Annotated in this window: 22 protein-coding genes and 1 riboswitch; of the genes, 10 read left to right on the plus strand and 12 right to left on the minus strand. The window is 61.1% G+C overall.

Annotated elements, in window-relative coordinates; all coding sequences use genetic code 11:
- Positions 1-17: 17 nt before the first annotated feature.
- Together OOT55_RS10935 and ytfE are read right to left on the minus strand one after the other, a co-directional pair.
- Complete coding sequence (locus tag OOT55_RS10935) at positions 18-2384, minus strand: nitric-oxide reductase large subunit (protein WP_265365906.1); 2367 nt, start codon at positions 2382-2384, stop codon at positions 18-20.
- Positions 2377-3060 carry an iron-sulfur cluster repair protein YtfE gene (gene ytfE, locus OOT55_RS10940; RefSeq protein ID WP_265365907.1) on the minus strand — a complete coding sequence of 228 codons (684 nt, stop codon included), beginning with the start codon at positions 3058-3060 and terminating at the stop codon, positions 2377-2379. Before ytfE ends, OOT55_RS10935 begins: the two co-directional genes overlap by 8 nt.
- 277 nt (positions 3061-3337) lie before the next feature.
- Between ytfE and OOT55_RS10945 the strand changes: the two genes are divergently transcribed.
- The 9 genes from OOT55_RS10945 (at position 3338) to OOT55_RS10985 (ending at position 10658) form a co-directional block, all read left to right on the plus strand.
- Positions 3338-3721 (plus strand): YbaN family protein, encoded by a 384-nt coding sequence (locus tag OOT55_RS10945; RefSeq protein WP_265365908.1) that lies wholly within the window; start codon positions 3338-3340, stop codon positions 3719-3721.
- 32 nt (positions 3722-3753) lie between these two features.
- Positions 3754-4932, plus strand: a complete 1179-nt coding sequence (locus OOT55_RS10950) for an NnrS family protein (RefSeq protein WP_265365909.1) — start codon at positions 3754-3756, stop codon at positions 4930-4932.
- An 11-nt stretch (positions 4933-4943) separates the two neighbouring features.
- Positions 4944-5381, plus strand: a complete 438-nt coding sequence (locus OOT55_RS10955) for an RrF2 family transcriptional regulator (protein ID WP_265365910.1) — start codon at positions 4944-4946, stop codon at positions 5379-5381.
- A 38-nt stretch (positions 5382-5419) separates the two neighbouring features.
- Positions 5420-5836 carry a DUF488 domain-containing protein gene (locus OOT55_RS10960; protein WP_265365911.1) on the plus strand — a complete coding sequence of 139 codons (417 nt, stop codon included), beginning with the start codon at positions 5420-5422 and terminating at the stop codon, positions 5834-5836.
- A 32-nt stretch (positions 5837-5868) separates the two neighbouring features.
- Positions 5869-6588 (plus strand): 3-deoxy-D-manno-octulosonic acid kinase, encoded by a 720-nt coding sequence (locus OOT55_RS10965; RefSeq protein ID WP_265365912.1) that lies wholly within the window; start codon positions 5869-5871, stop codon positions 6586-6588.
- Positions 6589-6681: 93 nt separating this feature from the next.
- A complete protein-coding gene (locus OOT55_RS10970; RefSeq protein ID WP_265365913.1) occupies positions 6682-7566 on the plus strand; it encodes a glycosyltransferase family A protein in 885 nt (294 codons plus the stop codon).
- Positions 7563-8522, plus strand: a complete 960-nt coding sequence (locus OOT55_RS10975) for a DUF6492 family protein (protein ID WP_265365914.1) — start codon at positions 7563-7565, stop codon at positions 8520-8522. The genes OOT55_RS10970 and OOT55_RS10975 overlap by 4 nt, the downstream gene beginning before the upstream one ends.
- On the plus strand, positions 8519-9751 hold the full coding sequence (locus OOT55_RS10980) for an O-antigen ligase family protein (protein ID WP_265365915.1): 1233 nt from the start codon (positions 8519-8521) through the stop codon (positions 9749-9751). Before OOT55_RS10975 ends, OOT55_RS10980 begins: the two co-directional genes overlap by 4 nt.
- A 4-nt stretch (positions 9752-9755) precedes the next feature.
- Complete coding sequence (locus OOT55_RS10985) at positions 9756-10658, plus strand: glycosyltransferase family 2 protein (protein ID WP_265365916.1); 903 nt, start codon at positions 9756-9758, stop codon at positions 10656-10658.
- 38 nt (positions 10659-10696) lie between these two features.
- Here OOT55_RS10985 and OOT55_RS10990 read toward each other — a convergent pair whose 3' ends face one another.
- The 3 genes from OOT55_RS10990 to OOT55_RS11000 all read right to left on the minus strand — a co-directional run bounded on the left by OOT55_RS10990 (position 10697) and on the right by OOT55_RS11000 (position 14312).
- A complete protein-coding gene (locus tag OOT55_RS10990; protein WP_265365917.1) occupies positions 10697-11521 on the minus strand; it encodes a glycosyltransferase family 2 protein in 825 nt (274 codons plus the stop codon).
- A gap of 78 nt (positions 11522-11599) precedes the next feature.
- Complete coding sequence (locus tag OOT55_RS10995; protein WP_265365918.1) at positions 11600-13708, minus strand: sensor domain-containing diguanylate cyclase; 2109 nt, start codon at positions 13706-13708, stop codon at positions 11600-11602.
- Positions 13698-14312, minus strand: a complete 615-nt coding sequence (locus tag OOT55_RS11000; protein WP_265365919.1) for a biliverdin-producing heme oxygenase — start codon at positions 14310-14312, stop codon at positions 13698-13700. The genes OOT55_RS10995 and OOT55_RS11000 overlap by 11 nt, the downstream gene beginning before the upstream one ends.
- Positions 14313-14439: 127 nt before the next feature.
- Here OOT55_RS11000 and lpxL point away from each other — a divergent pair, with 127 nt between their 5' ends.
- Complete coding sequence (gene lpxL, locus OOT55_RS11005; RefSeq protein WP_265365920.1) at positions 14440-15360, plus strand: LpxL/LpxP family Kdo(2)-lipid IV(A) lauroyl/palmitoleoyl acyltransferase; 921 nt, start codon at positions 14440-14442, stop codon at positions 15358-15360.
- Here lpxL and parE read toward each other — a convergent pair.
- The 7 genes from parE to thiD form a co-directional block, all read right to left on the minus strand.
- Positions 15357-17246: a DNA topoisomerase IV subunit B gene (gene parE, locus OOT55_RS11010; protein WP_265365921.1), complete on the minus strand. Its 1890-nt coding sequence runs from the start codon at positions 17244-17246 to the stop codon at positions 15357-15359. The genes lpxL and parE overlap by 4 nt on opposite strands.
- An 87-nt stretch (positions 17247-17333) precedes the next feature.
- Entirely contained in the window at positions 17334-17912 is a 579-nt protein-coding gene (locus OOT55_RS11015) for a YqiA/YcfP family alpha/beta fold hydrolase (protein ID WP_265365922.1), read from the minus strand.
- A 16-nt stretch (positions 17913-17928) separates the two neighbouring features.
- Entirely contained in the window at positions 17929-18711 is a 783-nt protein-coding gene (gene cpdA / locus OOT55_RS11020) for a 3',5'-cyclic-AMP phosphodiesterase (RefSeq protein ID WP_265365923.1), read from the minus strand.
- 162 nt (positions 18712-18873) lie between these two features.
- Positions 18874-19326 carry a DUF1249 domain-containing protein gene (locus OOT55_RS11025; protein WP_123638296.1) on the minus strand — a complete coding sequence of 151 codons (453 nt, stop codon included), beginning with the start codon at positions 19324-19326 and terminating at the stop codon, positions 18874-18876.
- Between the two features lie 204 nt (positions 19327-19530).
- Complete coding sequence (locus tag OOT55_RS11030) at positions 19531-20148, minus strand: NUDIX domain-containing protein (RefSeq protein ID WP_265365924.1); 618 nt, start codon at positions 20146-20148, stop codon at positions 19531-19533.
- A gap of 282 nt (positions 20149-20430) precedes the next feature.
- Positions 20431-22326 carry a phosphomethylpyrimidine synthase ThiC gene (gene thiC / locus OOT55_RS11035; RefSeq protein ID WP_265365925.1) on the minus strand — a complete coding sequence of 632 codons (1896 nt, stop codon included), beginning with the start codon at positions 22324-22326 and terminating at the stop codon, positions 20431-20433.
- On the minus strand, positions 22323-23240 hold the full coding sequence (thiD, locus tag OOT55_RS11040) for a bifunctional hydroxymethylpyrimidine kinase/phosphomethylpyrimidine kinase (RefSeq protein ID WP_265365926.1): 918 nt from the start codon (positions 23238-23240) through the stop codon (positions 22323-22325). The genes thiC and thiD overlap by 4 nt, the downstream gene beginning before the upstream one ends.
- 84 nt (positions 23241-23324) lie before the next feature.
- Positions 23325-23424: riboswitch (TPP riboswitch) on the minus strand.
- Between the last annotated feature and the right edge of the window lie 61 nt (positions 23425-23485).

A 23485-nucleotide genomic window follows, 5' to 3' on the forward strand; every position in this document is an offset into this window, starting at 1 on the left:
ACGCCCCCGGCCTATCGTTACTTATCTCCGCCGCAATGTCCGCAGCACACACTGTCGCCCTGATGGGCCTCAGCCATCGCCGAGTCGGACTCAGCATAAGCCGGTGACCAGGATTTTTCCACCGGTTTAGTGGTGACGGAGTCCGGCGCATCCGGAAAAAGTACGCCCTTGACCACCTGCCAGGTCACTGCCAGGGCGCCGACAATGAAAATCACATCGCCAATGGTGCGGACCCAACGCAGGGTTTCCAGCAGCGGCGTCTGCATGAACGCTTCGCTGCGGGCATACCACAGGCCCTCAGAGGCACTGGCAACGAACTGGATGACGCCCACCGGCAACAGGCTGGTAAACAACATCAGCACCAGACCACCGTTCATCCACCAGAAGGCGGTTTTCATCACGCGCTCGTTGAACGCCATGTTCGGGCGAATGTAGCGGAGAATCAGCAGGCAGAAGCCCAGCGCCAGGAAGCCGTACACCCCGAACAAGGCGGCGTGTGCATGAGTGGGCGTGGTATTGAGCCCCTGCACGTAGTAGAGCGAGATGGGCGGGTTGATCATAAAGCCCAGCACACCGGCGCCCAGCATGTTCCAGAACGCCACGGCGACAAAAAACAGCAGCGGCCACTTGATGTTCTGCATCCAGGGAGCGCGGAACTTGAGACGCCAGTTTTCCCAGGCTTCATAACCGAGCACCACCAGGGGCACAACTTCCAGCGCACTGAACGAGGCTCCTACCGCCATGACCGGTGTGGTGGTACCGGAGAAGTACAGGTGGTGGAAGGTACCGGGCACGCCGCCGAGCATGAACAGTGACGCCGATGCCAGGGAGGCGGCGGTTGCCATGGGGCGGGATACCAGACCCATGCTGCAGAAAATGAAGGCCAGTGCGGCGGTAGCGAACACTTCAAAGAAGCCCTCTACCCACAGGTGCACGACCCACCAGCGCCAGTACTCCATGATGGAAATGTGGGTGCGCTCGCCGTAAGCCAGCCCGGCACCGTAAAACAGGCCGATGGCCACCACGGAGGCGGTCAACAACACCAACAGGTTTTTGTCGCCACCCTGCTTGAGGGCCGGCACGATGCCGCGCATCATCAGGAACAACCAGAAGGCGATACCGGCAACTTTGAGAATCTGCCAGAAGCGGCCCAGGTCAACGTATTCATACCCCTGATGGCCCAGCATGAAGCTCCACTCGGCAGGCATCAGCTGGTTGATCGCCAGGAAATTACCGGCAAAGGAACCCACCACCACGGCAATCAGCGCCCAGAACAGAATGTCCACGCCGAGCTTCTGATACTTCGGATCTTTGCCGCCGTTGATGACCGGCGCGAGGAACAGGCCCGCCGCCAGGAAGCCGGTGGCAATCCAGAACATGGCCGACTGAATGTGCCAGGTGCGCATCAGGGAGTAAGGAAGCCAGTCCGAAGTCTGGATACCGTAAAAGCCCTGCCCTTCAATGGTGTAGTGAGCGACGAACCCACCCAGGAACACCTGCAGAGTGAACAGCCCCACCACCGCCAACAGGTATTTACCCAGGGCTTTCTGGGAAGGCGTCAGCGCAAAAGTGGTGATCGGGTCCTGCTTGGGCGCCTCTGGCTCCTCTTCGTCCTCTTTGCGCAGGAACGCCCAGCCCCAGACCAGGCCACCGACACCGGCGATCAGCAGCACCACACTGGCGATGGACCAGACGATGTTCTCGGCGGTGGGCTTATTGTCGATCAGCGGCTCGTGGGGCCAGTTGTTGGTGTAGGTCGCTTCACCGGGGTAGCGCTCGGTGGCGGCGGCCCAGGCGGTCCAGAAGAAGAAATTGGTCATCTGATCCCGGCGCTCTTCGCTCGGCAGCGTGACCTCCTTCATGGCGTAGCTTTCCCGAGTGGGCTGCAGCTCCGGCGCACCGCCGAACAGACGGCTGTAGTAATCCGCTGTCTGCGCCATCGCCTGAGCGCGTCGATCGGACACCACCAGGGTGTCGGTCTCCGCATCCCAGGTGTTGGTGCGATAGGCTTCCTTCAGCTCGTACTGAAGGGCATTCTGGTCGCGCCCATCGAGCTCGTCATAACTGACACCGAAATTGTCCTGAGCGGCCAACTCCAGCCAGGCCAACAGCTCCCGGTGCAGCCAGTCCGCGGTCCAGTCCGGCGCCTGGTAAGCGCCGTGCCCCCAGATGGAGCCGAGCTGCATACCACCCACGGATTGCCAGGCGGTCTGACCGTCGAGAATGCTGGTTTCGGTCATCAATGTCTGACCACTCTCGGTGACCACCTGGTCCGGAATCGGCGGCGCCTTGCGGTACACCTCGACCCCAAAGTACCCCAACAACCCGAAGGTGACCGCCAATGTGCCAATCAGCGTCCACCATAATCTTTTGTACTTACCCATGTGCCGCGGCCCCCTGTCCGTCAATGCGATCAAAAAGAATGTTGTTTTCCAGATGGATGTGGTCCATCAAGTCCACCTCGAAGGTGGCCAGCCCCAGGTACAGGGCGCGCCAGGTATTGCAGGCGCCCACCGGCAGATTGATGCCCCGGGTCAGCTCGTGAATGCGCGCCAGCCCCTGGGCGTGCTCGTCGTGCTCATGGCGCATCATGCCGACCGGTCCGCCGGCCATCCCGAGCATGCCCCGGCTGATCATGGGGAACAGGATCTGCTCCTCCTTGGCCATGTGGTTTTCCAGCTCGGCCAGCAACCCCTCGAGGTGACTCGCCAATCCGGACGGACACTCCGGGTGTCCGCCATGTACCAGCTCAACGCGCTGGCTTAACCGGATCAGCTCGGGCAGCTGCTCCCGATGAACGTCGTGATAGCGGGTCAGAATGTGCTCGATCAGCTCGGCATTGTCAGCGTCCGCCCAGTCGCCCCGGGCACCATCGGCCTGGGCGTGCAGCCGATCGAGCTCCGCGGTCAGTGCCTCGGCATCAATGCCCTTGCGCTCGACGGCCCGCGCGAGTGCTTGCTTACCCCCGCAGCAGAAATCCAGACCATAACCGTGAAATACCCCGGTGGCCCCGGGTACTTCCCGGGCAATATCTCCCACCGATTGTGTCAGCCAATTCATAGGCAGCTCCCCTTGTGCGATGACCAGACAGGAATGAACCGGTTAAAAGGTTCATTTAAAATACTTCTTTAACAAAGAATAACGATCCAAGATAAAGATGTAAAATAAATTCATCTTTTTGGGCGCCATCTACCCCTTCAGGGATAGTCGGCCTCCCCTGAATGGCAGAGCGCGTATCATTCACTCCTACTCAGGGGTGGGCGGGTTGATTGAATACCCCCGCAAAAAGATATATTGTTAATACATGTTTTGTTGGCGTGAGTATCCGAGGGTTTCCATGAGTCCCACCTCGATTTGGCGACACCCGCAGCGACTACCCTGGCTGCTGGTGACCTGGAGCGGCGTTGCATTGGGCGCGCTGGGCGCTCTATTACCCCTGCTACCCACCACACCGTTTCTGATTCTGGCGGCCTGGGCCGCCCCCAAGGGCTCACCCCGGCTGCACCGCTGGCTTTGCCAGCACCCGCATTTCGGGCCTGTGCTGGAAGCCTGGCACACCCGGCGAGCCATTCCCCGCCGGGGAAAGTGGTTGGCCTGCACGATGCTGACCGCCAGCCTGGTCTGGCTCATCATTTCCGGCGCAGCACCGACCGTGCTACTGGCGTTGACAGTGCTGTTCTGCGCCATTGCCACCTTTTTATGGAGCCGGCCCGACGCCTGATCCGTCGGCTCAGCGAACGAGGAAATCTGATCATGTCGCAACCATCGGCCCTGTTTTCTTACGCGTTCCGGCCATTTTTCATTTTGGCGGGGGTGTACGCCATCGCCATCATCCTGGCGTGGATTGGTTTTCTCTTTGGCGGCTGGCCCCTGCCTTTGGGCTGGTCCCCGCTACAGTGGCACAGCCACGAAATGATCTACGGGTTCGTCAGCGCCCCCATTGCCGGGTTTCTGCTCACCGCCATGTGCAACTGGACCGGTGCCCCACCCCTGCGCGGCGCTGGTCTGGTAGCGCTGGTGTTACTCTGGCTCGCCGGGCGGGCGGTGTTCTGGTTCGCGGGCTGGTTGCCGGGCTGGCTGGTCGCGGTGGTCGATCTCGCCTTTTTGCCCGTGGTGGCGCTCTATGCCGGGCGAGTCCTGCTGCGCTACGGCAACAAGCGCAACCTGATTCTGGTGGCCGTGTTGGCGGCGCTGACGGCGGGCAACCTGCTGATGCACCTGGGCTTTATGAACGGTGGCGTGGGCCTACTCAAACTGGGCCAAGGCCTGGGACTGGACGTGATTACTCTGATGATTGTGGTTATCGCCGGGCGCATCACCCCGGCCTTCACCGCCAATTGGCTGAAAATGCATGGCGGACGCCCGGAGCGGGTCACGCAGTCGGCGCGTGTCACTCAGTGGGCGCTGGCCAGTGTGTTGGCACTCACTCTGGTAACCTTGCTGCCACTACCGCTCTGGGTAGAAGGCGCCGTGGCCCTGCTGGCCGCCATCGTCAACGGCGTACGTCTTTACCAGTGGTCCGGCTGGCAGACCCGACGCGAACCCCTGCTGTGGATTCTGCACCTGGCCTATGGCTGGATTGTGGTTGCTCTGGCGCTGCGCGGCCTGGGCGCCTTCCTGCCCGCGCTGTCGGACTCCCTGTGGCAACACGCCCTCGCCGTGGGCGGCGTTGCCACACTGATTCTCGGGGTAATGAGCCGGGTGGCCATGGGCCACACCGGGCGGCCTCTCACCCTGCGTCCCTTCGGCCGGCTGATGTACGCCGCGATCATTGCCGCCACGGTGTTTCGGCTGCTGGCCGCCAACCAGTGGCTGGACTACCGGATCGGGGTCACTCTGTCCGCTCTGGCCTGGATTCTGGCGTTTGCCTTGTTTGTGGTACTTTATGCGCCGATACTGTGGCAGCCCCGGGCCGACGGCCGCCCCGGCTAACGAGGTCAACCATGCATATTACCCGCTATACCGATTACTCCCTGCGCGTACTGATGTACGTTGCGCTCAAGGGCGACGAGCTGTCGACCATCCGGGAAATTGCCGAGAGTTACGACATTTCCAAGAACCACCTGATGAAGGTGGTGCAGGAGTTGAACAGCAAGGGCTACCTGCACGCCATTCGCGGTAAAAACGGCGGCCTCCGCCTGCGGGGCGATCCCAAAGACATCAATCTCGGTGAGCTGGTCCGCAGTACCGAGCAGGATCTGTCGCTGGTGGAGTGCTTCAGCGCCGGAAACCACTGCGTACTGACCCCGGCCTGTCGCCTGAAGGGCATCTTCGCCGAATCCCTGAATGCCTTTTTCAGCGTACTCGATGGCTACACCCTGGCCGATCTGGTCGATCCGGCCCAGACGCCGACCATGAAGCAGGTGTTACAGATCGCCTGACTCCCAAGGGTCCGGTGGGAAGTGCTAAACTGCGCTCCATGAGCTACGACATCGTCTTCAAACGCGTTTACGAACCCGTCGAGCGCACCGATGGTGCCCGCGTACTGGTGGATCGCCTCTGGCCGCGAGGGAAGCGCCGGGACGACCTGCAACTGACCGAGTGGTACCGCAACGCCTCCCCCTCTCCCGCCCTGCGGCGCGCCTGGCATCAGGGCGATATCGACCAGCAGCGCTTTGCCAAAGACTACCAGAGCGAGCTGGACGATGACCCGGACGCACTCACGCCACTGATGCGCCACGCCCGTCGGGGCCGCCTGAGCCTGTTGACCGCCACCCGCAACCCCGAGCAGTCTCACCTGCCCATCCTGCGCAAGGCCCTGCTGGACCAGTTGGCGCGGGAAGACGAACAGGCCGATGGCCGCGAGCCCAGCTCACCCACTTGCTATGAACGCTAGCAAGCACTTACCCACAAAGGCTGAATGATTTGATGACCGACGCCCCCGGCCGCGCCTACCACGACGGTTCACAGCACGCTCTGGTCCAACCCGCCCTGGCCGACGCCTTTCAGTTCCGGTGGTTTAATCCCGCCGCCTGGGGCGCTTCGGCCGAGCCGGTCGGCAGCGGTGGCCGGGGCGCCGCCTGGTTTCTCGACGGTGACCGGGGCCGGTGGGTCCTGCGGCATTATCGCCGCGGCGGCCTTCCCGGCAAACTGCTGGATGACCGCTACGTCTACCTCGGCTCGCCCCGGGTCCGCGCCCTCAGGGAGTTTTCCCTGCTTCAGTCGCTCAGTGCCCAGGGGTTGCCCGTTCCCACCCCCATCGCCGCCTGGTACGAACGTAAAGGACTCACCTACCGGGCAGCCTTGATCATCGAGCGGCTGGAGAATACCCAATCGCTGCTTAGTCTCGACCAAACCGGGCACCTTCGTCTCTGGGAGGCGGCGGGACGCTGCATTCGGCGCTTTCATGACGCCGGGGTTTATCACGCCGACCTCAATGCCACCAATATTCTGGTCCGCCCGAGCTCGGGCGAGGTCTTTCTGATCGATTTCGACCGGGGGGTTCAACACGCCAGCCATACCGCTGACGCGCCCTGGAAGGCCGCCAACCTGGCCCGCCTCGAGCGCGGCGTCCACAAGCATTGGAGTGCCGGGACCGACAACACGCCGGAACCCTTTCTCAAAGCGCTGAAGCAGGGCTATGCCTGACGGGCAGCGGTCATCTACACCATGATTCTGGCGGGCAGCGCCGCCTGTGCCGTGATAGAATGCCGCGGTTTTTTGATCCGAATGGCGCACCTTATGTTTGACGCACTCCGCCTCGCTTTTTATCGTCTGGCCGCCAAAGGCTGGGTCCCGGCCCGCTGGTTCGAGCCGGACCTGCCACCGGTGGCCGCGCGGACGGCAAAGACCGGGCCGCTGGACCTGGAGATCGTCAGCCACTGCTGGAATTACTCGCACTTTCTGGCCTATCAATTGAGCTCTCTGGTGCTGTTCCCGCCCACCAGACTGAACGTCACCATGACCGTGTTTTACGCCCCCGAGGACACCCGGACCGCGCAACTGCTGGAGTTCTTTTCCACCCAGTCGGTACCCGGTGTCACCTGGAACTGGCGGGCACTGCCACGGCAGGAGCTGTTCCGCCGGGGCATAGGCCGCAACCGGGCGGCCCTGGAAACCCGGGCCGACTGGGTGTGGTTCACTGACTGCGATCTGATGTTCCGCGACGACTGCCTGGATACCCTGGCCGAATTGCTTCAGGGGCGCCAAGACGCGCTGATCTTCCCCGAAGAGGAGCGCACCACGGATCTGCTCGCCGAGGATAACCCCATGCTCACCGCCGCCCATGAGCCCGCGGTGCTGGATATCGACACCGGCTCATTTACGGTCAAGCGCCCCTCCAAGGCGACCGGACCGCTGCAGATCGCCCACGGGGATGTCTGCCGGGCGGTCGGTTACTGTCGCCACATTGCCCTGTATCAGCAGCCCAGTGAGCAGTTCGCCAAGTGCCACGAAGACCGCGCCTTTCGTTGGCTGGTACAGAGTCAGGGCGAGCCGCTGCCTATTCCCGGTGTGTACCGTATTCGGCACATCAGCAAAGGGCGCTACACGGGCAGCAAGGCCAACACCGGGGTACGCACTGCGCTGCGTCGCCTGCAGTCGCGCCTGAGGGACCACAGCGGATGACGGCCGCCATCCCGTCCAACCCCATTCTGTTGACCCCGACCTGGGCTGGAGACCTGGAGCACTTCCGTCTGCTCCGGGCCTCTCTGGCGCGCTCTCCGCTCGCCGGGCTGAAACACCACGTCGTGGTACAGACCGAAGATCGGTACCTCTTCGAAGCCTACGCCGAGGAGCCGAATGTCGTGCTGCGAACCACCGCCGAGGTACTGCCGGCGGAGGTAGAGCGCGAGCGCATCAAGGCGCGTCACATCAGTGCCCGCACCGGCCGCCACCTGACCCGCATCAGCGGCAGCCTGCGCCGGACTCTGGGCTGGCCGCGCTGGCCCGCCTATACCGGCTGGCACACGCAGCAGCTGTGCAAACTCGCGGTGGCCAGTGAAGCGGGCCACGACACCACCATCGTTCTGGACTCCGATGTGGTGGTCACTCCCTCGGCCCAGGTGGATGACTTTCACACCACCGAAGCGGTGGTGTGCTTCGCCCAGTGGCAGCCACTGGGCGAGCTGAGCGGGAAAGTGCGCAAGTGGGTGAACAACGCCGCCAAACTGACGGGGCCGGGAAAACTGACCGAGGCTCAGCCGGTCAATACCTATTTCGACACTCCTTTCGTATTCGACGGGACGGCCGTGAACGGCATGCTCCAACATCTGGAGCAACACAGCGGCCGCCCCTGGTGGCAACACCTGCTGAACCAACCGCCCAGACGCTGGTCGGAATTCGGGTTATACAAACAGTATCTCACTCAGCACGAGACGCGCCCCGTGCAGTGGCGGGCACCGGATGTGATGCACTATATCTTTGACACCCGCGATGCCACGGCGGTGGTGCAGCAAGTCAAGGCGCTGTTCGAGCGCCCTGACATTCACTATATTACCCTTCACTCCCAGAGCAGCGGCAAGCACGACTGGAATGCCCGCGACTTCACGGACCTGTTGCTAGAATGGATCACCACGCAATGACACCCAGTGCTCACGAGCAAACGACGTCCGGCTATCAGCGCCGCCTGCCGACCCTGTTTCTGATCTGGATTGCCCTGTCGGCCATCTCCCCTCACCCGGACCTTTTTAAAGCCTGGTTTCACCTGGCGCTGGGGTTGCCAGTACTGATTTTCTGGAGCATGGGACGGCTAAGCATTGATACTGGTGACCAACTGCTGCGCCTGTGCGCCGGCTTTCTGCTCTATGTGACTGCCAGCTCTTTGATTGTCAGCCAGGCCGACGGCGGGCAACACCTTCAAGCGGTGCGCTGGAGTTTTGAAACCTCCCTGCTGGTCATGGTACTTTTTGCCGCTTTGCCCAGTTTATTGCTCAAACCCTTGTTCCTGGGGCGCTTTATCCTGGGCAGCGTGGCGCTCGGCGGGCTTTCCGCGCTAATCATTTTTGGCGTATTCAACGGCTTTTCCGGGCGCCTCTATGGTATCGGCGCCCTCTACCAGCCCATCGAAGGCGTGTCGGTACTGATTATGTACCTGTGTATTGGCGCTTTTCTGTTTTGGCATCAACGCCGCGCATTGGACCGCAAAGATATCGCCCTGCTGCTGTTCGCACTGCTGATCACCTGTGCCTGCACACTCTTGTCCGGCAGTCGGGGGCCCACCCTGGCGCTGGCGTTAGCGGTTGCCTACTGCTTTGTAGTCAGTGCCATCGCCTACCGACACTGGAAAATCCTGTCGCTGGCGATTGCCTGTTTGGTACTCGCGCTCGCCGGTGTGCTCTGGCTCTATGGTATTGAGGAGTTCATCCAGTTTATGGCCGAGCGCGGTACCTCCTACCGCCTGTTACTCTGGACGGCTCACCTGGAGCATCCTCCCGAGTCGTTCCTGTTCGGCCACGGTGCCGCCACGGATCTGGAGCAAACCGCCGCAGGGCTGAAAATCTACTCCGAATCCGGCCTGGGCACCGCCCAACCGCACAACCTGTTTCTTGGCACCTTTGTCCAGACCGGGCTGATTGGCCTGGGCACTCTGATGGCCTTGTTGGGGCTGGTACTGAGCGGCATTTATCGGGCCAACACCAGCCGGATCGCCAAGCTGTATTTGCTGGGGATTTTCGGCACTGTGATCATGCTGGTCACCACCAACACCTACACCCTGATCATCTCGGTCAAAACCATGTGGCTCTATACCTGGTTGCCACTGATACTGGTGTGGTTGTGGTGCTGGCAAACCCACCAACGGGACGAGTCGTGAACTCATGATTTTCTGTATCTTTTCCTTCAACCGGGGCCCGTTTCTGCGCAACTGCGTACGCTCCATTGAGCAGTGCCGGCCCGACGCCCGGATTCTGGTGTTTGACGACGATAGCTCAGATGCGGAAACCCTGGCCGTGTTGAAGGAGATAGAGAAAGCGCACCGGGTGGTCACACCCGACAAGGCCGGCTCGACCAAGCACGGTGGCCTGTACCACAACATGCAGAGCGCCATTGAGATCTTGCGAGATGAACCGCTGGTGTGCTTTTTACAGGACGACACCCAGGTGGTGCGCCCGATTCTGGATCGGGAAATCGATTCACTACGACGGCTGTTTGCCGAAACTCCCACGCTGGGTTTCGTCCAGCCCTGCTTTCTGCGCGCCTCGGCAAAGAATCGTCGACCCTTCAAATCTACCGACGATCAATCGACCGAGCTGCTATATCGGGAGAATCGAGGGCAAAGCGCGGGCGTACATTACTCGGACCTGCTCATCACTTCGCCGGCACGCCTGCTCAAGTCGGGCTGGCAGTTCCAGTCCTCCGAGCCGGATAACGATCGACAGGCCAGCCGCCTGTTCGGGCCCATGCCCTACCTGTATTCACCCTTCGCGATGTGGCTGCCCAATGTGCCCGCTTATCGAGGCAAGCGGAAGACCTGGGCACTCAAGCGCGCCGAGGCGAAAATTCAGTGTGGGTTTTATCCGTATCGGATCTGGTCCGAGCAACAGAGCGAAGCGTTCCTGAACCGACCGGCGGGCGAACTGCCCATTGCGGAGGATTATCTGGCGTGTGACGCAGAGGCGCCACCCACTCCCTGGCGGTATACCCCGCTATCAGGGCAGCGGTGGCTGAAACACCTCAACAGCATCGAGCTGTTTTTCTTCCGGCACTTCGGAAAAAAGTAGACGGATCAGCAATCACGCCTCGTCAGTGACAAGCGGCTTCAATCGGTTTGAGACAACTGCTCAATGCCATGCTCGGTGCGCGTCAGCTTCTCTTTTTCACTGCGGACTCGCAACGCTTTGTTGGCCGCCACTTTGTCCGGGTCCTTGTAACCGCGAGGGTGGTCCAGGTGGATCACAATCGCGTTGTAGCGAACGTGTTTGGGACGAATCCCGGAATTGATCAGGCGCACCCCGAACTCACGATCCAGCCCGCCCCAGGGCATACGCTCATCAAAGCCATTGACGGCCAGCGCATCGCGCTTCCAGACCGAGCCATTGGAGCCCTTGAAATTACAGGCGGTGGGGGTAATCCGGTTGAGCAGTTTCGCCTGCCCGGGAGTCGCGGTCAGCTTCAGGTTCTTGTGACTGCGTTTTAGTCCGTGTGCTTTTAGCCACCCCAGATCAAAACAGCGCCCGCTGATGATGTCGTCTTTGGTGATCTGCTCGCTGGTGGCCATGGGCAGCTTGTGGTAGCCCCCCGACAGGTAGGTTCCGGGGCGGGCTTCCGCCACATGTACGGCCAGAAAGTCGCGCCGGGGGATGCAATCCCCATCGGTGAATACCAGATAGTCTGAATCCGCCTCGAGAATACATTTATTCAGGATCCGGCATTTGCGAAAGCCCTTGTCTTCCTGCCAGATGTGCCGAATCCCCAGCCCGGTCTGGGCTTTTACCCGCTCGATCACCTCGCGGGTTTCATCCGTTGAACCGTCGTCGCCAATCACGATCTCGAAATCCTTATGGGTCTGTACGCTGTACCCCCACAGGACCTTTTCCAACCACACCGGCGAGTTGTAGGTGGTCATGATGACAGAGACTTTCAAACGCTGTTCTCCAAACCTGACAAATGAGGAGGCCATATTATCATTTCGGGCCATTCCGGGGGAGGCGAGGCCGGGACACTATTGATCGATGCGCCCGAGACAGACCCGGTTGCGCCCGGAGTGTTTGGCTTCGTACATGGCCCGGTCCGCGCGCACCAGCAGGGATTTTATGGTATCGCCCTTGCCCCACTCGGCCACGCCGATACTGATGGTGACCGGCTCGTCCAGACCGAATTCGGTGGCGAGCACCAGCCCACGCAGCCGCTCGGCGAAAATCGCCGCATCGTCCAACACGGTATTGGCGGCGAGCACCAGAAACTCCTCGCCGCCCCAGCGACCCAACTGGTCGCCCTCGCGCAGTCCGTCGGTCAACGAATTGACCAGGGTTTTCAGGATCCGGTCACCGACATCGTGGCCATAGGTGTCGTTAATCTGCTTGAAGTGATCAAGGTCGAACAGTAGCAGGGAAAACGGCTGAGCGTAACGCTCAGCGTTGGCCATACTCATCTGTACCAGATGCTCAATCCGATAACGGTTCAGGGTGCCGGTCAGGGAGTCGGTATTGGCCACTTTCTCCAGGTGCTGATTCGCCTCCGCGAGCGCTTTACGTTCCCGCCGCAAATACTCATTCAGGCGGGTAATTTCGTGAGCGGCGGCGATCACCGCCAGGTCATCCCCCAGATCTCGGGCGGCATTGATTTCCGCCGGGTGCCAGGGCGAGCTCTTGCCGCTGACCTCTTCAACCCAGGCGGCAAAGGACGTTCTCGGCGACAGAACCGTGCGCCCATCGCGCACTTCGGCGAACTTCTCGGGTTTGCCCGCCCAGGGAATCATTTCAAACTGCTCGGGACGAAACATCAGTAGCCAGCCCCGGGCATCCATATCAATCAGCAAGGGCATGGCCAGCAGTCCGCAGCAACAGCTCTCTATCGCTTCTGCCCCGGGGTAGCCCGAGGCACTGAGCGAAGTGGTGGTCCAGGGCTCCGGCTCTTTGAGCTCAGCGTCCAGCCAATTGGTCAGCTCGCGCACCTGATCTTCGTCAGGGGTTTTGCCGGAACGGGTGATCTCGCCAAGGTACACCAGCGCAATTCCTTCCACCCGAAACAGTTGCCGCCAGTGCTCGGCGTGCTGTTGCACCAAATCTCGCGGGGCGTGGCGCTCCTGCACCCCGTGGGCGAGCTGAACCCGATTATCATGAATCTGCTGACGGTAGTGGGCGTTAGCCTCGGCTTTGAGCAGAAACAGGCGCTGACTGGCCACTTCAACCAAAGTGGCCACACTGTCACGCGCCGACGGAGACAGGACAAGGGGCTCTTTACTGTGGCAACTGACCAACCCCCAGAGCCGGGAGTCGGAATAGATCGAGACCGACAGGGACGATCGGACCCCCATGTTGTGCATGTAATCGCAGTGAATCGGTGATACCGCTCGCAAATAGCCCTGGCTCAGATCCAGCGGGCTGCCGTTGGCCGGATTCATCGCCGGCACGAGCGGGGCGGCCTCAGCCTGAGCATCGGCAATGACGCGAATGCGATTGTTGCCGTACATGGCGCGAACCTGGGGCGGGATATCGGACGCAGGGAAGTGTTGCCCCATCAGGGAAGACAGCACCTCATCGCGGCTCTCGGCAAGCACCTTGCCATTCCAGTCGTCATCAAACGCGTAAATCAGCGAGCGGTTGTAGCCGGTAATGGACCGGACGGCATCGCACAACCGATTGAGGACCTCATCCTCGGTGCGGGTTTCCACCAGCTTGGCAATCCAGTCGTTGACCAGGGACAACCAGCGATAGCGCGCCGAACCTTCCAGTTGTTCAAGCTCCACGATCACCGCATCGCCGCTGCGGTAGGCGACCACGTGCAGCTTACGGCTGATGCCAGCCAACTTGCGGGTGACGGTCATCGCTCCCGGGAGACGATCGGAATTGGCCAGCCCGCGCCGGATCCTGCCCAGCAGGCTGCTGCCCAGAATGCCCGCGGCACTGGCCCCGAGGCACTCGTCCACCGTCAACCCCAGGTGCTGGCGAACATTGGCGCTAACCTGCCAGACCCGCCGAATTGACGAATCAAAGCTCAGCAGCACTCCGAAGCTCTGCACGGCGCCGGGAATATGGATGGGCTCGCGCGCGCACTCTTCCTGCGCTGCCTGAAGCTCGTCCGCAAAACACTTCGGGGTTTCAGCGGTCACTCAGTTGCCTCTGCCAATGATCAAAATGGGCCTTCAGCCCGTTAAAGGTTGCCTTGGCGCCGGTCAGCGCGCAATGCCATGTCGCATCCAGAGGAATGGATTCCAGCCAGGGGCAAAGGCGGGCCCACCCGTCCTGGGTAACATGGCAATGAAAAAAGTCGGCGCCATTACCGCTCTCCAGACCCAGGGAACGGTTCAATGCCCTGGCGATGACCCGCCCCCCTTGGCTGGCACCTTCCAGCACATACAGCACGCCGAGCGCCTCCTCCGTAGAGTCTAGCGGAGGCCGCCAACTCGCGCCCGTGCGGATATCGTGATCATCCGGCAATTGCAGCACGCGGCAGTCCTGATCCAGTGACGCCAGGCGAGACTGGTAACGATAGCCCACCTCGGGAAAACGCGCTCGAAGTTGCTGCTCGAGGGGCATTAGCGCCGGTTCCAGGGCACGGTAGTATGCCCGCTGAGCCCGCAGGATCTGACCGTATTCGATGAGGGTGAGTTCCGGGGAGAGCAGTCGCTGCATGAGCGGTTGGGCCTCGAGTGCCTTATGCTCCGCACGAGTGGCCGCGCGCAGCGCCTCTCGCAATGACTGATGATGGGACAAGGGCCGTCCTCTTACTCCCGGTAAAACTTCAAATGTGGCGTCTATATTAACATAGTTCACAGGCACCCCCCGCGCCATCATACACGGTAGAATAGCGCCTTTTCTGTGTGTCTGAGGATTTATCGAAATGCCGCGTGTCTCCCGCCAACTGTTTCACCCTCGCTACTGGCTGACCTGGGTCGGCTTTGGCCTGTGGTGGCTGATTGCCCAGTTGCCCTACCGGGTGCAGATGGCCATGGGAAGAGGGCTAGGGAAACTCGTCTGGCGCTTGGCCAAAGGTCGGCGGCGTACCGCGTTGCGCAACCTTTCACTGTGTTTTCCGGACATGGCTGAGCCGGAACGGACCAACTTGGCCCGACGCAACATTGAGTCCACAGCGATAGCACTGCTCGAAACCGGTATCGCCTGGTTCTGGCCACGTCGACGTTTGATGTCTTTATGCCACAGCGTGGAAGGGCTGGAACACTTGCAAGCTGCCCAGGCCTCGGGCCAGGGGGTAGTGTTTATGGCGATGCACTTCACCCACCTGGACCTGGGAGCCAAACTGGTGTGTTTGAACCATTCCATTGACGGTCTGTACCGGCCCCACAATAACCCGGTGTACGATCTGATCCAGCGCCACGGTCGGGAGCGCTTCAGCCAAGGCGGAATTGCCATTGCGCGGGAAGATATGCGGCATATGGTACGCCGACTGCGCCAGGGCCGGGCGGTATGGTACGCCCCCGATCAGGATTACGGCGACCGTCGCCCGCACGTGTTTGTACCATTTTTTGGTGTACCGGCGGCAACAATTACCGCCACCTCGCAGTTGCTACGCATGGGCCGGGCGCAACTGATTCCTTTCACCCATCACCGCCGGGCGGACGGTTCGGGGTATGACGTGAAGGTGTACCCGCCGCTGACGGAGTTACCCTCAGGCGATGAGACGGCGGATGCCCGGCGGATCAATCAGTTTATCGAGGAAAGAGTACGCGCCTGCCCGGAGCAATACATGTGGGTACACCGGCGCTTCAAAACCCGCCCCGAGGGTGAACCTTCTCTGTACTAAACCGCGATATCCGCCAGGTTGCCTTTGCTTTCAAGCCAGACGCGGCGATCCGAAGCGCGTTTTTTGCCGAGCAGCATGTCCATGATCTGCATCGTGCCTTCGATATCGTCGATACCCAACTGAACCAGCCGCCGGGTATCGCGGGCCATGGTGGTTTCGCGTAGCTGCAGGGGGTTCATTTCACCGAGGCCCTTGAAGCGCTGCACGTTCACCTTGCCCTTCTTTTTTTCCGCCTCAATGCGGTCGAGCACGCCGTTCTTTTCACTCTCATCCAGCGCGTAGTACACCTCCTTGCCCACATCGATACGGTACAGCGGCGGCATGGCGACAAACACATGGCCGTTTTCCACCAGCGGGCGGAAGTGCTGGACAAACAGCGCACACAGCAGCGTCGCAATGTGCAGGCCGTCGGAGTCGGCGTCGGCGAGAATGCAGATTTTGTGGTAGCGCAACTGGCTCAGATCCGCCGCGCCGGGGTCGACCCCCAGAGCCACGGAAATATCGTGTACTTCCTGGTTGGAGAAAATATCCCCGGCATCGACCTCCCAGGTGTTCAGAATTTTCCCGCGCAGCGGCATGATCGCCTGAAACTCACGATCACGCGCCTGTTTCGCGGAGCCGCCCGCGGAGTCCCCCTCCACCAGAAACAGCTCACTGCGCGACGGGTCAGAGCTGGAGCAATCCGCCAGTTTTCCCGGCAGTGCCGGCCCCTGAGTGACTTTTTTACGGGCGACTTTCTTGCTCGAACGCACCCGGCGCTGGGCATTGTTAATGCACAGCTCAGCGAGTTTGTCGCCGTCTTCGGTGTGCTGATTCAGCCACAGGGCAAAGGCGTCTTTGGCAATACCGGAGACAAACGCCGCCGCCTCGCGGGACGACAACCGCTCTTTGGTCTGACCGGAGAACTGCGGGTCGGCCAATTTGGAGGAGAGCACATAGCTGCAGTTGGCCCAGACATCCTCCGGGGCCAACTTGACGCCGCGGGGAAGCAGGTTGCGAAACTCGCAGTAATCGCGCAACGCATCGAGCAGACCGGTGCGCAGACCGTTCACATGGGTGCCGCCCTGGGCGGTGGGAATCAGGTTCACGTAACTTTCCTGAACCAGTTCGCCCCCTTCCGGCAGCCACTGGACCGCCCAGCTGACGCCCTCGGTTTTACCGGAGAACTCGCCGACAAAGGGCTGCTCAGGCAGGGTTTCCCAGCCCTGGGTAGCGCCCTGCAGGTAGTCCCGCAGACCGTCTTCGTAGAACCACTCATCGGTTTCGCCGGACTGCTCGTCTTTGAAGGTGACCGTCAGCCCCGGGCAGAGTACGGCCTTGGCGCGCAGATTGTGGCGCAGGCGGCTGACCGAAAATTTGTGCGAGTCGAAATACTTCGGGTTGGGCAGAAAGCGGATGCTGGTGCCGGTATTGCGTTTGCCGCAGGTATCGATTACTTCCAGATCGGTGGCTTTGTCACCATCCTTGAACCCCATGCGATGCACCTGACCATCACGCTTGATGGTGATTTCCAGCATCTGGGATAGCGCGTTCACCACCGACACGCCCACCCCGTGCAAACCGCCGGAGAACTGGTAATTCTTGTTAGAGAACTTGCCCCCTGCGTGCAGGGTGCAAAGAATGACTTCGACCCCGGGCTTACCCTGCTCCGGGTGCATATCCACCGGCATCCCTCGACCGTCGTCCGAGATGGAGATTGAATGATCTTTGTGCAGCACCACCTGAATGCTTTTCGCATACCCTGCCAGGGCTTCGTCGACACTGTTGTCGATCACTTCCTGGGCCAGGTGGTTGGGCCGGGTGGTGTCGGTGTACATGCCCGGGCGCTTTTTGACGGGGTCTAGCCCGGTGAGTACTTCAATATCTTCCGAGGAGTAGTTCGCCATATCGGGGTATTAACTCTGTCGTCGGTCTTGTTGTTGGATTCGGTTGTGCTGCCTTGGGTCACGGCTTTGAAGACGTCGCATCCGCCGTTACCGCCCTTCGAGAAACGCCATCGCTTCGGGGATATACCGCTCGAAGCCCTGAAAACCGTGGTCGCCGCCGGGCTCGATCGTCTGTCTCGCACCCTGGTATTTGGCCACCGCCTGTCGGTAATCCAGGGTTTCATCCCCGGTCTGAACCAACAGCCACAGATTCTCGGGGTGGTTCAGCGGCTCGACCTCATAGGCCCGGATTTCATCCACATGATGGGCGCTCAGGCGGTAGGTATCATCGGTGTGATAGCCCTTGAGGTCAACCTCCAGATAATCCGGCATGAATTGCCAGGGGCTGACCGCCGGGTTAATCAGTACCGCACGGGCAGCGTATCGCTCGACCAGCCAGGTGGCCCAGAAGCCGCCCAGGGAGCTGCCCATCAGGTACAGGGGGCCATCGGTATCAGCCAGGTTCGCCAGTTGCTCGGCCGCCAGGCGGGGGTAAGGAGGAAGGTGCGGACAACGGTAGTCGATGTCGGGGCGATGCTCGGCCAGCCAGGCCTGCATCTGCCGCGCCTTGAAGGAGGCCGGCGAGCTGAGAAAACCGTGGATATAAATCAGACGAGGCGCGGACAAGCCCAAACCGCCACCATCAATAGCCGGCCGACTGATAGTCGATCTGGTACTTTTGGTCCTCTACCCGGGATACCCCAGTGTCCAGGCGGCCATCGTCGTGCAGGTCAAACCAGCGGTAACCGGGCATGGCCCGATCCACGGCAAACGACTCACTGCCCGGCTTGAACTGGATACAGGTGGCCGGCGTGGCAAACAGTTGCACCCCGTTGCGCTCGCCGTGATAGAACTGGTGCACATGCCCCCAGGAGACACCCTTCACCTGCGGGTGCGCATCAATGATGGCGAAGAAATCATCGGCATTTTTGAGGATGTATTCATCAATCCAGCGACTGCCTACCGGCACGGGCTGGTGGTGCAGCATGACGAGGGTTGGGCGGGGGCTGTTACTGGCGAGAGTCTGGGACAGGAAATCGAGCTCGCTGTCCGCCAGGTGGCCGTATACCTGTCCCGGCACGGCGGAATCGAGCAGAACCACCAACCACTCCCCGACACTCATGACCCGGGACTCGGGCACAAACTCGCTTTCCAACTGGGCCATGATGGCCGCTGAATCGTGGTTGCCGGGCAACCATCCAAGGGGAACAGAAAAGTGATTGCGAACCGTGGTCACAAAGCGCCCGTAGCATTCTTCGTGGGCATCACTGGCAATATCGCCGGTACACACCATGGCATCCACGGACGTCTGCTCCCGGGCTACCAGGCGCAACACATCGTCCAGGCTCTGGTCGGTGTTCAACCCCAATAGCGAGGGGTCAGACAGCGGGCCCAAATGGCAGTCGGTAATTTGAATCAGGCGCACGAACGTCTCGATAATCCGGTTGATTCTGCTTCTGGCCACTAGACGGGAGTAGATTCAAGCGCCGCCGAATGGCTGAAGTTTTTTCGAGAATAACCACAAGTGGGAGGCGGTGCAAGACGCATGCGACCGGTGTCGGAACATTTATCAGAAAAATGTGATCTTCTACCAGACCGTTTCCAGAGAGTGGCCCTTCTCCAGGCATAAGCCCAGCCATTCCCCCAGAAACCGGTTCAACTGGGCTTTTTCGTCCTGGTGATACATGGCCTGGTTGGGGTACTCGTAGCGCGGCTGCAAACGGCGATGCCGCTCCCAGGCCAGAACCTCCGCCAGCTCGGCATCCTGGTAGAGGCGGACCGTCAATTGCGGCGCGCGCAACCACTCCGCTCCCGGCTCATCCGCCTGGACCTGATTCAACTGGACGGTCGTGGTGTAGCGGGAGCACTCAATGACCGTCACGCGTGTCTGCCAGTGCCGCTCGCCGCTGACCACCGCGAACTGCCACTGCGCACCCGGCGTGAGCGAGTCCTCGGGCAACAGCTTGCGCAGACGCCAGTAGTTGGCCTCGCACTCCGCCAGCTGGCGCGACAGGTTCACTTTGTAACGGCTTTTGACCATGCCCGGTCGGTCTCCGAGTGAGTTTGAGTTTTCTGCTACCTTGACGGTCCTCTACTACCTTGACGGCTCTGCCGACACCCACAATAAAAGCCCCTGAAGCGCATCGCTGAGAGGCGATGCACCCTGACACAATCATGGGTGGGGCGGCGGATCGACAAGCCCGCCGCAAAGGATCTAACGCCCAGTCTACCAGAGTTTATCGATTCAGCCTTGCTTCAGCCGGGCGTGGTTGAGCTGCAACCACTGCAGACACAGCAATACCGCGGCGCTGTTAAAGCGTCCCTCATACAGGTGGGCGAACACCTCCGAAGCGGCCAGTACGTGGACCTTGATGTCTTCGTGCTCTTCGTCCAGCCCGTGAATACCACCAGCCTGACTGAGATCCGCCAGGCCGCAGAGGATGTGCATTTTTTCATCGCTGCCGCCGGGGCTGGGCAGGTAGTTGGCGATATATTCCATATGGTAGGGCTCGACACCGGCTTCCTCGATGGACTCCCTGCGGGCAACATCTTCGCAGGTTTCGCCGTCTTCGATCATGCCGGCAACGATTTCCATGCACCAGGGGCCACCGGGTTCGGCCAGGGCGCCCGCGCGAAACTGTTCGATGAGGCCGACGGTGTCGTGGTTGGGGTCGTAGAGCAGGACCCCGACGGCGGGGCCACGCAGGAACAGTTCCCGGGAGAGCTCTCCCGTCCAGCCGCCCTGAAAAAGTCGGTGTTTGAGGGTGACTTTGTCGACCCGGAAGAAGTCTTTGTAGAGGGTTTCCCGCTGGGTGATCTGGACGTCGTCACGGGTGAAAGGGGGTTTTTGCCAGTGGGTCATGGTGGGCCTTTTGGTCACGAGTGGTAAGAGCTTCGTAGAGCCAACGGGCCCGGCATGCGGTGCTTTATTTCGGAAACGCGATGAATCCATCCCTGGAGCTCCCTCGCTTCATCCCTGAAGCAAGGGTTCCGAAATAAAGCACCGCACACCGTGCCCTTTGCAGTGAATTCAGGCTTCTATACTACGTAGCCCGATACCATTCGGCCACCTTTTGATGGGGTAGAGAGGTTCGGAACGGCGGATGACGCCACCCCGGAGGGCGCGATGCCGGGTACCCTGCTCTCAAACCTTCTGATACAACTCCGCGCCCTGCTCGCGGAACTCCCGGGCTTTGGCCTGCATCTCGGCCTCCACATCCACCAGCCGGACGGCCTCCTCGGTGACCTCATTGCCCTGTGCCGCCGCGTAATCCCGCACCTCCTGGGAGATTTTCATGGAACAGAACTTGGGGCCGCACATCGAGCAGAAGTGAGCCACCTTGGCCGACTCCTTGGGCAGGGTTTCATCGTGAAAGGCGCGGGCGGTGTCCGGATCCAGCCCCAGGTTGAACTGGTCCTCCCAGCGGAACTCAAAACGCGCTTTGGACAGGGCGTTGTCGCGCAGTTGGGCGCCCGGATGGCCCTTGGCCAGGTCCGCCGCGTGGGCGGCGATTTTGTAGGTGATGATGCCGGTTTTGACATCGTCCTTGTTGGGCAGCCCGAGGTGCTCTTTTGGGGTGACGTAGCAGAGCATGGCGCAGCCATACCAGCCGATCATGGCGGCGCCGATACCCGAGGTGATGTGATCGTAGCCCGGTGCGATGTCGGTGGTCAGGGGCCCCAGGGTGTAGAACGGAGCTTCGCCGCAGACCTCGAGCTGCTTGTCCATGTTTTCCTTGATCATCTGCATGGGCACATGGCCGGGGCCCTCCACCATTACCTGGACGTCGTGCTCCCAGGCGCGATGGGTCAACTCTCCCAGGGTTTCCAGCTCACCGAACTGGGCCTCGTCATTGGCATCGGCCACCGAACCCGGACGCAGGCCGTCGCCCAGCGAGAAGGCGACGTCATAGGCCTTCATGATCTCGCAGATATCATCGAAATGGGAGTACAGGAAGTTTTCCTGATGATGGGCCAGGCACCACTTGGCCATGATCGAGCCACCGCGCGAGACAATGCCGGTCACCCGTTTGGCGGTCAGCGGCACATAGCGCAGCAGCACGCCGGCGTGAATGGTGAAGTAATCCACGCCCTGCTCGGCCTGCTCGATCAGGGTATCCCGGAACACCTCCCAGGTCAGGTCCTCGGCCACGCCATCCACCTTCTCGAGCGCCTGATAAATCGGCACGGTGCCAATGGGCACGGGGGAGTTGCGCAGGATCCACTCGCGGGTTTCGTGAATGTGCTTGCCGGTCGACAGGTCCATCACGGTATCCGCGCCCCAGCGGGTGCCCCAGGTGAGTTTGGCCACCTCTTCCTCGATGGAGGACCCCAGCGCGGAATTACCGATATTGCCGTTGATCTTCACCAGAAAATTGCGGCCGATGATCATCGGCTCGGACTCGGGGTGGTTGATATTGCACGGGATGATGGCCCGCCCCCGAGCCACTTCCGAGCGGACAAATTCCGGGGTAATTTCATCGGGAATATCGGCGCCAAAGGACTGCCCGGGGTGCTGTACCTCCCCTCGTTCACGCGCCTGGGCCAGCGCCATGTTTTCCCGGATGGCGATGTATTCCATCTCCGGCGTGATGATGCCGCGTCGGGCGTAGTGCATCTGGGTAACATTGGCCCCGGCCTTGGCGCGACGCGGCGGCCGATGCAGATCAAAGCGCAGCGCTTCCAGCCCGGGATCCGTCAGGCGTGCCTGGGTATAACGGGCACTGGCCTGCGGCAACACCTCGGTATCGCCTCGCTCTTCAATCCACAGGCTGCGCAAGCCGGGCAGACCGCGGCGCAGATCAATGCGCGCTTCCGGGTCCGAGTAGGGGCCGGAGGTGTCGTATACCCGCACACTGGGGTTGGCTTCTCCGCCAAATTCCGTGGCGGTTTGACTCAGGTGAATCTCCCGCATGGGCACCCGCAGGTCAGGGCGAGAGCCCTGAACATACACTTTACTGGAGCCAGGCAGGGGCGCAACGGAGTGAGGATCCACCTGGGCCGAGTGGCTCAACGGTGAACGATTGGACGAATGGCTCATAGCTGGGATTCTCCTTGATGCGGGTTGAAAGGGGTGGAGCGGGTGGCGCGAGACACCGACCCGGAGGAGCTCTGGTGAAAGCGGTCTGGAGACGGAATCCCGTGATCCAGCGGTCCCGCCCCCTGGCCGAGCCGCCAGTCAGCGGCGCTGACGAGGGCCCGGTGGACGTAATCTTTGGCGGCGCCGACCGAGTCGGTCAGGTTGAACCCCATCGCAAGGTGGGCAGCAATGGCGGCCGAGAGGGTGCAACCGGAACCATGGGTATTGCGCGTATCGAGCCGTGGCCGGCTGAACACCTCGGAAAAATCCGCTCCCAGCAGCAAGTCCTGGGCGAGCGGGCCGCCGCCGTGGCCGCCTTTGAGCAGCACGGCCTTGGGACCAAGCGCCAGTAAGCGCTCGGCCTGGCGCCATTGGCTGGCCGGATCAGACGCTGGTGCCTCGCCCAGCAAGGCGGCCGCTTCCGGGAGATTGGGAGTGAGCAGGTCCGCGCGAGGCAGCAGTTGCTCCCGCAGCAGGGCTTCGGCCTCGAGACTCAGCAGACGATCACCGCTGGTCGCCACCATCACCGGATCAACCACCACCGGCGCGTTGCAACCGCGCGCCAACCCCGCCACCACCGCACGTAAAGTCGCAGCGTCGGCGAGCATGCCGGTTTTTATGGCACGCACGGAAAAATCCGTCAGCACTGAATCCAACTGTTGGCTGACGAACGTCGAAGGTATTACCTGGATGGCCTGCACGCCCCGGGTATTCTGGGCGGTCAGCGCAGTCAGCGCACTGCAACCGTAAACGCCAAGGGCGGCAAACGTTTTCAGGTCGGCCTGTATGCCCGCACCGCCGCCGCTGTCGCTTCCGGCAATGGTAAGAGCCACTGGCGGACCAGCGGGCCTGGATGAGGTCAAGAAATCGTTCACGCGTTCCACTCCCGAAGACAGTGGCGCGGGAAACGTCAGCTATAAGCCAAGAGGAGATAAAACAATGGTGGCAGGCACCAGAGAGGCTGTTGCGCTTTCGTTCCCTACGCCGGTATTAACCGGATCAGGTTCTACGGGTAAGATCTCAGCCGGCCTTTCAAGGCGGGCACCCCGACGAATGCGTGACAGTCTAGGCGAGTCATCCACGACTGTAAAGCGAGCGTACCCAGAGCGCTCACAGATGA

It is taken from the genome of Marinimicrobium sp. C6131 (assembly GCF_026153455.1).
Classification (GTDB): domain Bacteria; phylum Pseudomonadota; class Gammaproteobacteria; order Pseudomonadales; family Cellvibrionaceae; genus Marinimicrobium.